This window comes from Paenibacillus sp. JGP012 (assembly GCF_014203995.1).
GTDB lineage: Bacteria > Bacillota > Bacilli > Paenibacillales > Paenibacillaceae > Paenibacillus > Paenibacillus silvae.
On the sequence record NZ_JACHKG010000014.1, the window covers coordinates 16,660 to 33,561 of the forward strand.

General features: G+C 40.9%; 12 protein-coding genes and 1 other RNA gene. All 13 read left to right on the top strand.

What is annotated here, in order from left to right:
* Positions 1 to 469: 469 nt before the first annotated feature.
* Positions 470 to 834, top strand: a transfer-messenger RNA (tmRNA) gene (gene ssrA, locus HNR77_RS17280).
* 325 nt (positions 835 to 1,159) lie between these two features.
* Positions 1,160 to 2,743 carry a DNA cytosine methyltransferase gene (locus HNR77_RS17285; protein WP_184186910.1) on the top strand — a complete coding sequence of 528 codons (1,584 nt, stop codon included), beginning with the start codon at positions 1,160 to 1,162 and terminating at the stop codon, positions 2,741 to 2,743.
* Between the two features lie 271 nt (positions 2,744 to 3,014).
* Positions 3,015 to 3,593, top strand: a complete 579-nt coding sequence (locus HNR77_RS17290; RefSeq protein ID WP_184186913.1) for a hypothetical protein — start codon at positions 3,015 to 3,017, stop codon at positions 3,591 to 3,593.
* A gap of 805 nt (positions 3,594 to 4,398) precedes the next feature.
* Positions 4,399 to 5,022: a response regulator transcription factor gene (locus HNR77_RS17295; protein ID WP_184186916.1), complete on the top strand. Its 624-nt coding sequence runs from the start codon at positions 4,399 to 4,401 to the stop codon at positions 5,020 to 5,022.
* Positions 5,023 to 5,223: 201 nt separating this feature from the next.
* A complete protein-coding gene (locus HNR77_RS17300; RefSeq protein ID WP_184186919.1) occupies positions 5,224 to 5,403 on the top strand; it encodes a class II lanthipeptide, LchA2/BrtA2 family in 180 nt (59 codons plus the stop codon).
* Between the two features lie 152 nt (positions 5,404 to 5,555).
* Positions 5,556 to 8,585 carry a type 2 lanthipeptide synthetase LanM family protein gene (locus HNR77_RS17305; protein WP_184186922.1) on the top strand — a complete coding sequence of 1,010 codons (3,030 nt, stop codon included), beginning with the start codon at positions 5,556 to 5,558 and terminating at the stop codon, positions 8,583 to 8,585.
* Positions 8,582 to 10,786: a peptidase domain-containing ABC transporter gene (locus HNR77_RS17310; RefSeq protein WP_184186925.1), complete on the top strand. Its 2,205-nt coding sequence runs from the start codon at positions 8,582 to 8,584 to the stop codon at positions 10,784 to 10,786. Before HNR77_RS17305 ends, HNR77_RS17310 begins: the two co-directional genes overlap by 4 nt.
* Positions 10,743 to 10,979, top strand: a complete 237-nt coding sequence (locus tag HNR77_RS30805; RefSeq protein ID WP_184186928.1) for a plantaricin C family lantibiotic — start codon at positions 10,743 to 10,745, stop codon at positions 10,977 to 10,979. Before HNR77_RS17310 ends, HNR77_RS30805 begins: the two co-directional genes overlap by 44 nt.
* A 69-nt stretch (positions 10,980 to 11,048) precedes the next feature.
* Positions 11,049 to 14,300, top strand: coding sequence for a type 2 lanthipeptide synthetase LanM family protein (locus tag HNR77_RS17320; protein WP_184186931.1), 3,252 nt, complete (start codon positions 11,049 to 11,051; stop codon positions 14,298 to 14,300).
* A gap of 111 nt (positions 14,301 to 14,411) precedes the next feature.
* On the top strand, positions 14,412 to 14,609 hold the full coding sequence (locus tag HNR77_RS17325) for a helix-turn-helix transcriptional regulator (protein ID WP_111270267.1): 198 nt from the start codon (positions 14,412 to 14,414) through the stop codon (positions 14,607 to 14,609).
* Positions 14,610 to 14,616: 7 nt separating this feature from the next.
* Positions 14,617 to 14,904, top strand: coding sequence for a hypothetical protein (locus HNR77_RS17330; RefSeq protein ID WP_111270218.1), 288 nt, complete (start codon positions 14,617 to 14,619; stop codon positions 14,902 to 14,904).
* Positions 14,905 to 14,921: 17 nt separating this feature from the next.
* Positions 14,922 to 15,839, top strand: a complete 918-nt coding sequence (locus HNR77_RS17335; protein ID WP_260410623.1) for an ABC transporter ATP-binding protein — start codon at positions 14,922 to 14,924, stop codon at positions 15,837 to 15,839.
* The gene (locus HNR77_RS17340) at positions 15,824 to 16,786 is read left to right on the top strand and encodes an ABC transporter permease (protein WP_184186937.1); all 963 of its coding nucleotides are present in this window, start codon (positions 15,824 to 15,826) and stop codon (positions 16,784 to 16,786) included. Before HNR77_RS17335 ends, HNR77_RS17340 begins: the two co-directional genes overlap by 16 nt.
* Positions 16,787 to 16,902 lie beyond the last annotated feature (116 nt).

The window sequence follows — 16,902 nt, forward strand, 5'->3', positions numbered from 1 at the left end:
AAGAATAGGATCAGGTGAGAATGTAAAATGTTTTTGCTTGATACTTCTGGTGAATTCGACTTAGCATTATCTGCATGATGTGTGTTACTGGTGGTGCACGGTTCACCGGATGTTAATCTTCAGGATAAAGGTGTGTAGGCACATATTACAAGATATGATGTGTGTTTGGGCAAACTTTACTTCCGATGATTGACGCGGTATAATATGTAGACGATTGAGCTTGATGTGTCAGGTTGAGTGATCTGATTGGATTAAGTCGGATATTGGATAACCTTACATCTGTGCTCAGTACACTGGATTGCCTTCCAGCAATCTGCACTATATCGGTGATTCGGGCTGTGATATGATTATACATGTAGCAGACAGGAATGCCGAGTATGTAAGAAACATCTTTTCACCTTGGAGGGATTAGATGTGCAGCACCTTTGCTCCGTATTCACGGATTAATCCTGGAGCCCTTCTTATATGAGGGGGCGTTTATGGATTCGACGGGGATAGTTCGAGCATGGGTAGCGGGTAGTGGGGACGCGTCCGCTTTATCAACGCTAAAGCCTATTAAACGGCAAACAACAAACAAACTACGCTTTCGCAGCCTAAGAAACTGTGTGCGTGCTTCTAACCTGCATCGCCCATGTGACAGGATTAGGGGCTAACAAGTAGTGGGATACGCTGTCACATCTCCGCCTGGGGTGTGCTGAAGAAGATAATCAGGCTGACCCAACGTATAGCCGGTTACGGGGCGATACTCGGGTGACATCAAAACTGTGACTACACCCGTAGAAGCCTATGTGTCGTTATCTTCGGACAGGGGTTCGACTCCCCTCGCCTCCATTAGTAGTAACAGCAACGGCCACCATTTGGTGGCCGTTTTTGTTTTGCGTTCACATTTATAAATGGAAAATGATGATTTTTACATATGCTATAATGTAAAAAAAGATGTGATATTATATTTTTTTATAGTCAACTTTTCAACTAACTCTGAGAATTAGCCTTTCTTGACGGTAGATTCGAAATATTCTCTTATTCTACTCTATTAATATACTGAATTCTTATATATAAGTATGCTGTATTACATAGGTTCAAAGTACTAAGGTTAAGGTTCATTAATTACTTATTTTCTATAGTGAAAATTTACTAATATTAAGGGAGAAATAATATAATGCAACCGACAGTAATCTCATTATTCTGTGGAGTTGGAGGATTGGATCTTGGTTTTAACAAAGCTGGTTATAAAGTTATTTGGGGAATAGATATTAATAAAGATAGTTGCTTCTCTCATCGAGCTTGGTCTGACACTGAAATTAGAAATGAGGATATTCGAAGTATTAACAAACTGGAAATTCCCGATTCTGATGTAATAGTAGGATCAGTTCCTGTGAATAGTTTTTCTAGAACTTATAGTACAAAGTATGGAGAAGAAAAGAAGAATTATATAGATATAGTTATAGATATTATCGAGTTTAAAAGTCCAAAAGCTTTTTTGTTAGAAGTTAATAAATTTGAATTTAAAGATGATTTATTAAGAAAATACATTCTAAGATTTAACACTATAGGATATGATGTTTCTTATAAGTTACTTAATACTAAAGACTATAGCATTGCACAACATAAAGAGCGACTAATACTAGTAGGATGCAAGAGCGAATTTAATACATTATTCCAATTTCCTAAGATCCATTCAAATTTAGTTACTGTAAGAGAAGCTATTAAAGATTTAGGATTTATAGATCATAAAGATAGATTTTATATAAGTGAGAATGCACTACAAAAAAGTCTTTCAAGGTGGAATGGTATTAAGAAACTTGATCTCGATAGTTTATCTCCTTCCATCAACGGTGTTACCAAACTAATACGTGAAGACTTATACCAGCACATTGGAAAGCACTGTACTATTGCTTGGCAAGAAGCTGCCGCAATACAATCGTTCCCCAAAGACATCTACTTTTACGGCAGTCTTAATTCGAAGTTCAGACAAATTGCCAATGCGTTTCCTCCGCAGTTAGCATACTATCTAGCACATGAATTATTGCAAATTTTCAAAAAAGATAAAAAAACATCTTATATAAATGAATCTTTCGACAACTCTAGTGATTCTGTTTCGGTAAATCAGTTAAACTCTTCTATCATCTTTCATCAGGATACAAGTTTAGAGTCAGATGAGTTACTCGTGGTAAATAATTTAGAAAAAAATACTGATAAGTTAACTGAAGCTGAAAGTTTTATACACCAGATTAAGTCTTTGCCAAGGGGGAATGGAACAGCTAATAATTATCATGAGCTAATTTTTCAATGTCTAAATTATATATTTATAGACAGTTTCAAAAGGGGGAGGTCTGAAGTTCAATTAAATAATGGGAGGAAGCGTGCTGATATAGTTTTTGATAATTATGCAACTACTGGATTCTTTGCCCATGTAAAAGACGGTTATCAAGTTTTTTGTCCTAGAATATTTATTGAATGTAAGAACTATTCATCTGATCCATCTAATCCTGAAGTGGATCAATTACTTGGTAGATTAGGGAATCGTGTAGGACAATTAGGGATTCTTATTTGTAGAGAGGTTCAGGACACTGAAAAATTGATGAACAGATGTAAGGATGCACTTTATCAATCAGGTAGTTATATTTTTTTTCTTACGGATAAAGACATTATAGAACTATTGAGATTCAAAGAAGCTTCTGACGAGGAATCAATTCTAGAGTACTTGTCTTTATTATGGGATAAACTAACTTTAAATAATTAAGAAACTAGCAGCCTAAGAAACTGTGTGCGTGCTTCTAACCTGCATCGCCCATGTGACAGGATTAGTGGCTAACAAGTAGTGGGATACGCTGTCACATCTCCGCCTGGGGTGTGCTGAAGAAGCATCTTTTATAGGCTCAGGGTCTTTACCAATGTATGGATTTGCTTAGCAATGGTTCATATTCATGAACCCTAATCTAAATAAAACCACAAAATGGTAGTGGTTAGGGCCGCGTTTTATATTTTCCTGAGTTATAAAGGGGTAATAATTAATGAATGACAGGTTCGAAATGGCGGAAAAACTCTTAAAAAGAGTGAAGAGATTAAGAGATGGGCTCGGAGATCATGGCGATCCTTATGAAGAGTCTCTATTAACTGGAGTGGTTACGCCGGAGTTGAAAATCATTGTTAAAGAAATATTTGATCATTTACGTTCCGTTCTTGATTATTGTGCAAGAGAGGTTGTTGAAAAGAGTGTAGCAACTGTAAGTGCTAATGTTTATTTTCTGATTACGAATGTAACCTTCAAAAAGGAGAATTTTAAATCCCGTATAGGTAAGTTATTGCCAGGGATACTTAATAATAGACCGGATTTAGAAACAGTTTTCGAATCATTTCAACCGTTTTACTCGACTCAAAGTGTTTGGTTAGCGGAGTTTGCGACGCTCTGCAACGAGAACAAACATGAGCAACTCAGCGTAAGTAAACGTTCCGTAGCAAAAGTGAATAGTGAAAAACGAGAAGAGGGTAAGGTTTATGTGAGGTATACAAAAGATGATGGTACATATCCCTTTGAAAATGGGATGCCTCTAGTTTTACATGATGGATATTCAGAGAATGGAGAAAGTTAGGCTTATTATATATCATTTGAATCCATCGATAAGGAGTTGCTTGGATTCTTAGATACTTGTATAGATGGTGTGACCAATATTGTTTCCTCTCTTAAAAAGGCGCTTTAAGTGTAAGCAACTCCAATGCTGGAGAAAAGTAACCAAACTTAAACATCCGCATCATCACACTGCGGCGAATTGTGGTTTTGAACAGCCATGGTTCGCCTCCATTAGACCAAGAAACCATCGACCTTTCTGGTTGGTGGTTTTTCTTCTCTTGATATAATCAAGCGTGTTTTAAAAATTGGTGGATTTAACGATGTTAGAGAATCGAGAACAGCATTCAACATTCCAACATAATCCGTGAGCATGACCACTAACGAAACAAGGGGTAAAAATCATATAACAACTCATTTACAATTATAAAAGCGGTTACAAATTGCATTCATCATGGTATAATATGAGGAAATTTATAATAATTTCTATATTTTATGGGGGGGAGGAGGTAGGCAGGAAGTAGGAAGGTAATGTTTCTAGGTTAGGTTCAATGATTATGAATATGCAGTGAATTATAATTAGAATGGAGTGAATGACGCATGAACTTGAAAAAGTTATCGTTAGTGTGGTGTAACAGCTTGGATAAGTTGTTGCTACTGCTCGCCCCTATCTTTGTAACTGCGGAATCTTCTGAATCTCATTACGTATCCGGTATGGATCAATCTACAGGGTGGAACAAGGCATGTGTTGGAAACAGTCGATTAAATTGTTGCCCTTCCACACATAGTAGCCTATGACAATAGATACATTAGATACACAACAGATGTCGTTGCTGACAGAAAAAAAAGTGGTCAAGATTATTATGGACTATGGTTCCATTATATTCGGTCTCAAGCATATTATTGAACAATTCGAATTTATCGAGAATGTAGTTATTAGCCACGGCCTAGATTCGGATGACGTTGAACGGATGAAGCCTGATATTTTAATGCTGCAAGATTCGATTGCTTATCGATATGCCTCCAAACTGGCGAAGTGGAAAAGCAATGGGATTGTTGATCATATTATCGTTTTGTACGATAAAGATAGTGAGCTGAGGGTAGATCAATTATGGAAATGTCAGATCGCTAGCTACTTGCCATCTTACTCAGATGCCAAACAACTGCTGATTGCGCTTGAAGGTCAATTGAGAGGTTTTTCTATTATACCTACCCATATTACCGAGCATATCGAATTAAGACAAAAATCGCAGAAATCGATGCATTTACTGACTCAAAATGAGCAGCGAGTGCTCAAGCTGGTGGCAGCGGGGCAGACAAACACAGAAATTGCACAAGCCATCCATCTAAGTGTCCGTACAGTGGAGACATATCTGAACAAAATATATCGTAAGCTTGACGTACGTAACCGAGCAGAAGCGGTTTGCAAATATTATCAAATTAATGCACATTAATTCAACTTATATTAGCCGAAATCTGAGACATGAACAGTCTTGGTTTTCGGCTTTTTTTATCGAAGTTTGTTATCTTATGGAAAACCACATGGAAAAATGTGGTTTTTACGGATAGGCGATCATGTCATCTTTGAATAATATAAATGTAACAGGATGTTGCTGATCGAGACAGTTTAAGTTAATGGAAGGAGGTGAGAACCTATGAAGGCGTTGGAAATGATAGGCGAAATTAATGAACAGGAATTGATGGAATTGTCGGGTGCCAGAGAAGTACAAGTTGCTTCTTCTTGGCCTTGTGCCATTGTACCGCCAGTAGTCATTTGGACAATCACTGATTCGGCTAATTCTTGCCCGTCGACAGCATGTTCTTCAAGATGCTAATTTTTTCGAATTAAAAAGGAAGGTGGGGATATCAGATGGTTACTTTTCATTCGGATCATCCATATATGAAGGCCTCATATGTATCGGAGCGAATTCCGGCTGGAGCTAATCCTCTCCGTCTGAAAGATCGTTCGGACACATTGTTATCATGGATGGGACAATCCAAAGCAACCGAGCAGGAATTCGCAACAAGGTTACAATCGAAAGGTTTGAATCTTGACGAATTCAATCACTTGCTCGCTAACAAAGATATCCCCGCCACCTTACATACAGGGTGGATGGGCGATCTGGATACAATCTTGAACCAAACACTAGAATCATGGTTGACTCAACATGTACATATGGGAATCGGTGTTGTAGTACTTCCTTTTTTATACGAATATTCGGAACAAGTACGGCGTTGGTTTTCGCTCTCAACCACAGGGAAAATCCTGCAGGAGCCCGTCTTGAATTCGTTGCAGGCAGGCTTCTTGCGTGACTTGCGAATGGTAGCTGATCGGACGAGTGTCTATATGTATCACCTGGCAAAGGAGCAGGAGGCTGATCTGACGCTCGAAACGTATGTGAAACGGTTAGCTTCGGGAATGACTGAGATCAGAAAAATGTTAGAGCAGTTCCCTGTGTTGGCCAGAATTTTGACAGAGATGTCTCTTCGAGCGGCCAATAATACAATTGAAATGTTAGAGCGATTTCAGAATGATTATGACGAGATTGCTGCTACGTATTTTGATGGAAGACAGCTTCGCTTGAAATCAGTACAGACCGGTGCAGGTGATAGCCATCAAAATGGCAGAACAGTCACTATTCTGGAATTTGATTCGAACATCAAGTTGATTTATAAACCGCGTTCGCTAGATACAGATCTTGCTTTTGCCGAGTGGCTGCGTTATTTGAACAATAAAGGACTCCGTTATGAGTTAAAGGGACCGCTGACTTTGTCTAAACAGCAGTACGGTTGGCAGGAGTTCGTGGAGCATCGTGCGTGCCAGAATGAAGCTGAAGTGAGAACGTATTATTATCGCATGGGCATGCTCTGTGGAATTTTGTATGCGTTTCAATCTACGGACATGCATTATGAAAACATCGTTGCTTGCGGTGACATGCCCTATATTATCGATTATGAGACGCTTCTGGCGAATAATATATATGATGAAGAGAAGCTGGATTTCCCGATGTCCATGCTTTACCGAAGTGTATTTCTTTCAGGCTTAATCCCTGTTGGACAAGTGTTCCGTTCCCAGATTGATTTTGATCTGAGCGGGATCGGCGGCAAGCCAGACCAAACCTCAACAAATATGAAAGGTTGGGTCCTCAAACAAGACAATACGGATGAAGTCCAATATGTAGAAGTGCCTTTCAAAACGGCTCAGCTCCAACACCTAGTGCAACTGAATGGCCAGACTGTTGAGCCAGTTCGCTATTTAGCAGAGATTAGCGATGGTTTTAGGGAAATATATCAGATCATGGCGAATGAAAAGGAAACCCTAAAAAGAGAAATTCGAGAGCGGTTTGGTAAGTTGACAGGGCGAGCCTTGTTACGTCCAACATTTTTATACGGTCGCTTCTTGGCAGCATCCCAGCATCCGAAGTATTTACGCAACGGGTTAGATCGGGAAAAATTGCTTGAAATGTTATGGAATATCGTGAAAGTTGATAAGCGTTTCGAACAGATTGTACCCACTGAGATCGATGATTTGCTTAACAATGATATACCGTACTATACCTTTCCGATAGACGACACATGTTTATATACGAGTGATCACAGGAAGATTCCGAATATATTCAAAAAAACGTGCTTAACATGGATTGAAGAAAAACTTGATCGGTACAATGAAAAAGATTTAGCTAACCAGTTGCACTTATTGCAATACGCTATTCATTCCGCTCAGGTCGAACATATGGAATTGCCTGAAATGGAAGCCTTGGACTATGTGGAATCACTTCATTTAACATCGAGTCAATTTGATCCGACAGCCACGGCGATAAATATAGCGGATTATCTACTTGATTATCGATTGACAGAGCAAGGTCATTCAACCTGGCTGGGGCTCAGAAATCACGATAATCGATTCCGTTTGACCCTGTTGGATTTCTCGCTCTACAGTGGAACGTTGGGAATTTCTATGTTTCTCGGCCTTATGTATGTGCAAACTGGAAATTACGAATATAGAAATGTCGCCATGGAGAACTTTCGATACGTTATTTCTGTTTTTGAACGGGTTGCGGATGATGAATTATCACCATCGGTGTTTCATGGTAGAGGCTCCGTTGTCTATGCTGGATTTTTTCTGGATGCGCTCTTTGACTTTCCAGAAGCACGTCAAGCAGCCAGATTGCAGTTAACAAAGATGAAACAATATTCTACGCAACCACTGTCTGCTCAACCGATGGACGAGCTACAGTCAAATCTGGACTTTCTCGATGGATATGCCGGGATCATCACATTATGTGTGCATATTTGGGAAAGTTTTGCGGAACCGGAAGCTCTTGAGACGGCACGCATATATGCGGAGAGACTCTGTCAGCACTTGAAACAGGATCAAGCAAAATTGGTCGGCTTCGCCCATGGTTCCTCGGGGATGATATATGCTCTTCGAAAGATAGAGGCATATGAGTTGCTTTCTCCTGATGAAGACGTGCTGGACACCTTGTTGCAATTTGAGCGAAGCAATTATGACTCTACACGAGCCAACTGGATGGATCTGAGGGGTCATGTAGAGGACCCGTTGGGCTCGTATTATTGGTGCCATGGAGCTCCGGGTGTGCTATTAGGCCGCAGTGAGTTAGATGAACCAATAGATGAGGCTGAGAGATTGAAGCTGCTGAACGCTATGCTTGAACACGCAACAACCAATCCCAGATTATCTTTATGCCACGGTGTTTTTGGGATGATAGAGATTCTTCTGAGCTTGGCTAACAATCCAGGTTGGCAAACGTCAAGCTCGATGATTCGTGATGCGATATGGGGTCTGGTAAGCAGGGCGAGTGTCTCCACCCAGATTGAGGGCATGAAAGATCGCGGTTTAGTAGGGTTAATGCTGGGCGTTTCTGGAATTGGCTGGACCTGTCTGCGGCTTGCGAATGCAGAACTTCCATCTGTGATGACGCTGCAATTTCCAGCCAAAGCCGTCTCGATCACGGAACAGGCGAATCCCGTACTTGCTGAGGAGGGGGCGCGTTGATTCGAAAACGGAACATTCCGTTCATTGAGCAGATGAGTCAAACGGAATGCGGAATTGCATGTATGGCGATGCTCTGTGCCTATTACGGAAAACATGTAACCTTATTTGAATTGCGCGATCGCATTGGCAGCGGCAGGGATGGAAATACATTATATGATCTGAAACGGTTAGGCGAAGATCTAGGTTTGGAGGCAAAGTGCTACAAAATTGAAGATTTAAATCTATTATCCCAATTGAAAGAGCCGTTAATTTGTTTCTGGGAACAAAAACATTATGTCGTATTAGAAAGGATTAGCTCTAAATATTATTACATTCTGGACCCTGCTCAAGGGCGAATGAAATTAAATAAAGAACAATTCATGCATTCTTTTTCTAATTATGTCCTGCATGGTAAACCGGGCACCTTGTTTCAACAACAAAAGCCGAAAAGTCTATGGAAGCCTTACTTGAAAATGTTATGGGAAAAACCGAAATTGCTCACATTTATGCTGTTCACCAACTTGTTGCTTCAATTATTTGTGCTGATTTCTCCCATCTTTGTACAGCAGATGATTGATAATATCGCAATTCAGGATAACAGCAAGTACATAAATATCTACTTGCTCGGAATGATTGTTTCGTTTGCACTATATTTTGTTTTTGCACTCATTAAAAATGAAGTATCCATTCATGTGTTCAAATATTTAGATCATTCGATGTCCTGGCAGTATTTTCGTCACCTGCTTGTTATTCCGTACAACTTTTTTCAGATTCGCAGCACAGGTGATCTGATGTATCGTTTCTCTAATTTGCGATCTATTCGGCTGATCCTGTCCAACCAAGTGATGAAAAGTATTCTGGACGCGATTTTGTTCATTGTCATTGTAAGTTATATGCTTGTGAAATCGCCCTTGTTATCCATCTATGTATTCTTGTTTGCAGGCTTGCTCTATATCGGGATTCAACTGTTAAGACCGCATTTACATGAAGCTAGCCGTAATGAACTGTCTAAAGATACCAAGCTGTTTTCCTATCAGAACGAATCTGTATCAGGGATTTTAAACATCAAAATTACTGGAGCGGAAGAGACGGTATCACAGCGGTGGAAATCATACTATGACCATTTTGTTAAAGCATTTGTCACTCGCGAACGGCTGTATGGTATTTTAAGCGCATTTTCTGGCGGGTTGACCATGTATATGCCTCTATTCATTATCTGGATAGGTGCGGGTCATGTAGCAGCAGGAGGCTTGTCCTTAGGGGAATTGATCGCTTTTCAAACCATTGCGGTTTACTTTATAAGCACTGCGAATTCACTGATTTTGTCCTTGGAAACATTTTATCAGCTTAAAGTTTATTTGCGAAGAATTCGAGATGTCGTAGATACCCCGGCTGAGGTTCCACAAGGAAGGAAGCTGCTTCAGGCAGAGCTGACAGGCGAAATTGCTTTTGACCAGGTATCCTTTGCCTACACAATGTATTCTGAACCCGTATTAAAGGATTTAAACTTTCAAATTCAAGCAGGTCAGAAAATTGCGATCATTGGAGCTTCTGGATCTGGAAAAAGTACATTGGCAAATTTACTAGTGGGCTTGTATCGACCAAGTGAAGGTGAAATCTACTATGGTCCACATCGGTTGGAAGAGCTGGATAAACCGTATATTCGTCAACAGATGGGGATCGTCAATCAACAACCATTTATGTTTAACCAATCAATTGTTGACAATATTAAAGGCAATAACGAGCAAGTCACGATGGAAGATATCGTGCAGGCGGCCAAAGTGGCACAAATTCATGAGGAAATTATGAACATGCCGATGAAATACGAAACTCTTTTATCAGAGAACGCTCAAAATATGTCCGGCGGACAAAGACAGCGATTGGCCATTGCCAGAGCCCTCGTGCATTTGCCCAAAGTTATTGTGTTCGATGAAGCAACCAATGCGTTAGATAGCATTAATGAGAAGAAAATTGATGAATTTCTATCACAATTGCAATGTACAAGAATTGTAATTGCTCATCGATTATCAACGATTATGGATGCCGATCAAATCTTTGTGATGTCCAATGGAAGCATTGTAGAGAAAGGAAGGCATGATGAATTAATTCAAACGAGCACCTATTATCAAAATCTGGTTGAAGCCTATCGCTTTATGGATATGAAAGGAGGTGAGAAACATGTCGTATCAAGCGTTGAAAAACCCGTATTCCAGAACTCATAACAACGTACTTCCCATTGAGAATCCGCTTGTTGAATTGAAAGAGGATGAACTCTTGAAAGCGGGAGGTGCAGCACAACCGCAATGGGCCGAAGTCATCATTACGAGCTTAGCATGTGCCGCTGCGAGTTATTTCATGGGTAACCCAGGGCATGTGTGCACATTGACAGTTGAATGTCAGAAGTCTTGTAACTGATTAGGCAAAAAATAGAGAGACCGAAGGTTTTTACCTCGTCTCTCTATTATCATTTTTGGGGGTGATTCGATGTCCATCTTCAATTCAACGATCGCATACAATGCGCTTTATATTCATGAACGTAAATTATGTGGGCCGGTGGAGTCTGATGCCGATATGTCTTTGGTTATCCCATATTGGCAGCAACTTTTGGATTTTGAAAATCAGCAGTCTTTCCAATCGTATATTGAGCGCCACTATCAAATCGATATTTCCTTTCTTCGTCGTCACTTTTCTGCAGGTTCATCTGGTTTCAGTAAAGTGACTTCCCTCGAATCTGCAGCGTCAAGCTGGCTTGAATACATTACACACATTTTTGATAATCCGCTATTACAACAAGATGATGAGACAGATTATAAGCAGGATATGGAAGGAACGAACTTATCAGCTTTTCCATTTCATCGATTTTATGAAATTTTTGTTCGGGAGTTATATTTTGATTTGTTTAGAGACAGAAGTATAACTGCCAATACGACGATATCCCGGCTAGCGAAGCATAATATTATTCAGTATTACCTGGATCTACTGTATGCAGTAACTCACAAGACCCTTATGTTGGAAATCAATTACTTGCGGATGGAAGGCAAGCTGGAAGGGGAAAGCCCCGAGCAAAGATATTTAGCCTATGTCACAGATTTCCTTGGAGATCACAATTATCTCCAGAGCTTGGTGGAAGAGTATCCGGTCATGTTTAGGCTAATCGCGGAAAAAACTCAAAATCTCAAACAATTTGTTCGTGAGATCATCGCTCATCTGGAGCAGGATCGATCTGAATTACAGCAACAATTTGGTCTGAAAGACACTGAAATTGTTCAATTTATGTTGGGGAGTGGTGATTCCCATAAACAAGGGAAAACGGTAGTTATTCTTGAATTTTCCTGTGGTACAAAGTTAGTTTATAAGCCTCGTCAAATGGGAATTGATGAAACATTTCAGCAGTTTTTACAATGGATGAATGAGCAGGTGCATGATGGGAGACCACTTCGGACAGTGGGCGTGTTGAACAAACACAAGTACGGCTGGATGGAGTTCATCCCTTACCAAGCTTGTATATCGAATGAAGAGCGCAAGCAGTTTTATTACCGTCTAGGTAAGCTGCTGTCTGTGCTACATACGATGAATGCTACTGATTTTCACTATGAAAATATTATTGCGAATTCGGATCAGCCTGTATTAATTGATCTGGAATCGCTGTTTCATCATACGATTATTCAAGATCATAATTATACAGAGAGTGGCGCTATTAATCGGGCGCTTACCTTAATTCGGGATTCGGTATTATCGACTGGAATAGTACCCACTAACATCAATCGGGAGCAGACGTTTGACATTAGTGGAATCGGTGGAATAGGAGAGCAGCAAAGTCCCTTTCAAATTCAAACAGTAGAAGGTCAGAATACAGATGAAATTCGCTTGGTCAAGCAATTCGGTACGCTAAATTCCGGGCATAATTCCCCTCTATCAGGTAGTGATGGAAACGGAGAAAACGATGAAATTATGAACTATCTGGACGATCTGTCAGATGGTTTTCGCGCAGGATATAACTTATTTCTATCTCAGAGAGACGAAGCGGCAAGACAACTGGAAGCATTTAAGGATTGCGATATTCGCAAGATATTAAAAAGTACAATGGTCTACGGCAAGTTGCTTCACTTGAGCTACCATCCTGATTTTTTGCGGAATCAGTTGGACCGGGAGTTCTTGCTTAATCGAATTGCTCTTTCAGCGGATCATTTGAATCAACAAATCATTCGGGCTGAGATTGCGGATTTGTTAGAGGGTGACATTCCATACTTTTCTGCAACCCCTTACGGCACATGGATACAGGATTCACGTAGTCAGATGATTAATGGTGTATTTGTTGAGGATGGGTTAACGAGAAGCATGCAAAAGTTATCCCAGTTTTCCAAAAGTGATTTAGACCAACAGATACAGATTATTAAAGCAACCGTGTCTGCGGTGTATGCCAAGGAAGATATTAAGATTGTTCAGTTGAAAAATTGGAGAGTGCCTGAATCTGAACCGATTAATTTGCTTGATAAGGCAAAGATTATTGGAGATATGTTAATCCGCGAGGCCATTCAATATGAAGGGGAGCAAGGTTTGGAATTTTGCTGGACCAGTATGGTGACCAAGGGAGGAAGGAAGCATTTTTGGCAATATTCCGTGACTGGGCCAGGTATTTACGATGGTAACCCAGGTGTTGCCTTGTTCTTTGCCCAACTTTGGAATTTGACGAGGGAAGAAGTATATCGGGATGCGTGTTTGGCAACCATTCGACCGATTCAAATGATTTTGGAAGAATTAATCCATCCAGATCAGATCAATTTGGGGGCATTTTTAGGTTTAGGCGGTATGGCATATGGTTTTGCACAACTGAGCAGTGTGTTAAATGATCCAGCTATGAAGCAAAGTGCTGACCGCTTATTACAGGAAATCCCCAGATTGCTTCCGCAGGATCGATTGTATGATTTGATTGGAGGGAGTGCCGGGGCATTGGCTGTTATAGCAAGCATGCTTGAACAGAATCAAGAAGATACCTGGTTAATTGACATTGGGGAACAGATCGTAAAACATCTGATTCAATCCGCTGCTCCAATGGAGATCGGGGTAGCGTGGAAACCGGGGAACTCTCCCGAGAGTCCGTATATCGGTTTTTCTCATGGAAACGCGGGCATTATCTTTGCGTTATGTCGTTTTATGCCTTGGTCTGGACAACAAGCAGCTATCCATAAGATTGTGCGGGATGCGATTGATTATGAAAACCGCTTTTATGATGAATCGGTTGAAAATTGGTTCAGTGAACATTTGAATCATCATTCCATTGCGTGGTGTCATGGTGCGCCTGGTATTTTGCTTTCACGTATAGAAGCCGTCCGTCGTCAAGTTGATCACGGGTTACTGGAACGTGACTGTCAAGCTGCCCTGGCGACAACTCTTGATGTATCGTTAGGCAGCAATTTTTCATTATGTCATGGAAACCTGGGTAATCTCGATGTGTTGTTGCTGGCTTCACAAAGTTTAAACGCACAACAACAATCCTTGATCAAAGCAAAACAAAGTGTAATATTGGATGATTTGTTCCACTGTTCTGATGTCATTCATGCGGACATTAACGCTATAGGCGTGATGAATGGTTTGGCCAGTATTGGATATGGACTGTTAAGAATAGCGGACCCGCAACACGTTCCATCCCTCCTGACTTTAGAACTAAAAGGTCCGAAGGGGACAGTTACCCCAAGTGGAGAATTCTCTCGGTTGGCAAATGCAATGCGCAAATAGTAATTTATTTCTTACCTAATGTAATATATTCTTGACTTTAGGTAGGGAATAATTTACAATTGCTGTAAAGGAGGGAGTGACTTGTCAGAACTACTATCAAACAACATTTATATGCAGCGTGCCGAAAGAAGGTGGTCACAGCAGCATCTGGCCGATCTAGTCGGTGTCAGTAGACAGACCATCCTCTCACTTGAAGCGAATCGCTACAATCCTTCCTTAGTTTTAGCATTTCGCATTGCAGAGGTTTTCGAGGTGGGGATTGAAGACGTATTTCAATACCGACCTCAACAGCCGAAAGGGGATGAGTGATCTGTTTATGACTTATTTGCTGCCAGCCGCTTTGTTTATCTTCTTTTTGTCCAGCTTATACTTTTTGCTTGTTTTTCCTCGGGAAAAAGATGAGCGCTACAATTTAATTATGATGTATTCTTTCAAGTATGCTTACTATGCCTTGATGGTGATGTTACTCGCAACATTTATTTTTTCTGAATTGTTGAATTTTGAAGTTGTCAACGAATACTTTACCGAAGCAATTCTGGTCGATCTGCTTATATCTCATCTTGCTTTTACACTAACGGCCATCATTTTAAATAAAAGGATGTAGGTGATGATGGGGTGAGCATGCAACCAGTTCTTGCTGTTAATCAGGTGACCAAAAAAATGGGCAACGAGCAGATTATTCGCTCGGTTTCCTTTAACATTGATCGAGGTGCAGTATTCGGTCTGATCGGGGAAAACGGTGCAGGTAAAACAACAACCCTCGGGATGATCTGCGGGCTGATTAGACCAACCTCCGGCTCCGTATATATTGAAGGGATTCCCGTGAGCTCAAGGCGGAAACATGTGCTCAGACAGGTTGGTGCATTAATTGAAGAACCTCAGTTCTACAAGTACCTGACTGGGATGGAGCATCTGCTTTACGGAAGTCGTCTGTACGGTAAAGTCACAACCGAGCGTCTGGATGAGGTGCTTTCTTTATTGAAAATGAAGGACTTCATCCACAAAAAAGTGGGACACTATTCACTGGGCATGAAAAAACGGCTTGCGATAGCCCAATGTCTACTGCATCGGCCTTCATTGCTGATCCTGGACGAACCAACGAATGGACTTGACCCGGGAGCCATGATTGAATTCCGTGAAATCGTTCAAAGCATTACAAGCAAATTTGAAATTTCCGTTCTAATTTCCAGTCACCACCTCAAAGAAATTGAATCGGTTTGTGACCAGTTTGGCTTACTGCAAAAGGGTGAGTTAACATTGCTTGGCGGTAACAAATCCAGTTCTGCCAATAGTGTTGTCTTCGTTATTGAAGCGAAGGAGCTTGATAAGGCTCTCACCCTGCTCCAACAACAGAACTACATTTTTGAACCGAAGCTTTATGATCACGATAAGATCACATTTAAGATGGACCGTACTCACTATTCTTCACTGCTTATGCTGCTTAGCCAAGTCGAAGTGCAGTCGATAAAGGAAAAGTCGTTTGATTTAGAGGAGGCATATCTGGAATTGACCCGCGTGGATGAATGGGGTGGAAGCTGATGTTGGCATTGTTGCAGGGTGAATGGTTGAAGATTCGGCGGCAGAAAGTGATATATTTGGTGCTTTCAGGGCTTTTTGTGTTGACGCTTGTGCATGGGGTATTTCAAGCATTTCAACAACCTGCTGATCCGATACCGGAGTCGTGGCAACCAGCTTTGCAGAGTGAGTTGGCCCGATTGCAAGAAAAGCAGCCTGAGTTGAATCCGGGTACATTAATGTATGAGGTCAATCGAGACAAAATCTTACTGTATCAATATCAGCTTGAGCATCAAATTCCGCCGGACAACAGCCAAAGCGCATGGAAATTCCTCTCCAGCAACAAGATGTTGCTGACGCTTTCTGGATTGTATCTCATTACGATGTCTGCTTATATTGTAGCGTCTGAATACCAACAGGGCACCGTCAAATTTCTTTTCTTAAAGCCAGTGTCTCGTGTGTCCGTCATGGTAGCAAAATGGTTAATGATTTGCTGGTTGCTGTTGATAACTGTGGGATTTTTTATGATCGTTTCGTTTCTAACCGGGCTTGTCTTATTCGGTAATTCCGGGCCAGCTGAAACTCTCGTGGTGGTGGGAGACGAGGTGATTGTTCAAAACGTAGCCTTTGCTACTCTCCGCTATTATTTTTTCTCGGTCTTAGGAATAGGCGTGTTGTGTGCAGGTGCATTTACGTTAGCTTGTGTGATAAGAAGTGTAGCCGTTGTCACGGCCATCTCGCTGTTCCTGTATTATTCGGGAGAGCTGGTAACCCGACTATTGACTGCCAGATTCGATATAGCAAAATATTTAATATTTGCACATACGGATCTGAATATGTACTTTGAAGGCAGGGCATTCGCCGAGGGAATGAGCATACAGTTTTCATTAACGGTCCTGTCCGTTTATCTGCTCTTCTTTGCAGCTGTTGTATGGAGGAGTGTTTATCGGAAAGATGTTCCCTTGTCTTGAACATGAGAGTTTATTGTGTTGTTACAACTGTATAAACTTTTAAGACAAAGAGCGGCTACCCATAAGATAGCTGCTCTTTTTTGGGAATGATGCGCTCAGCAATGTATAATGAGCAT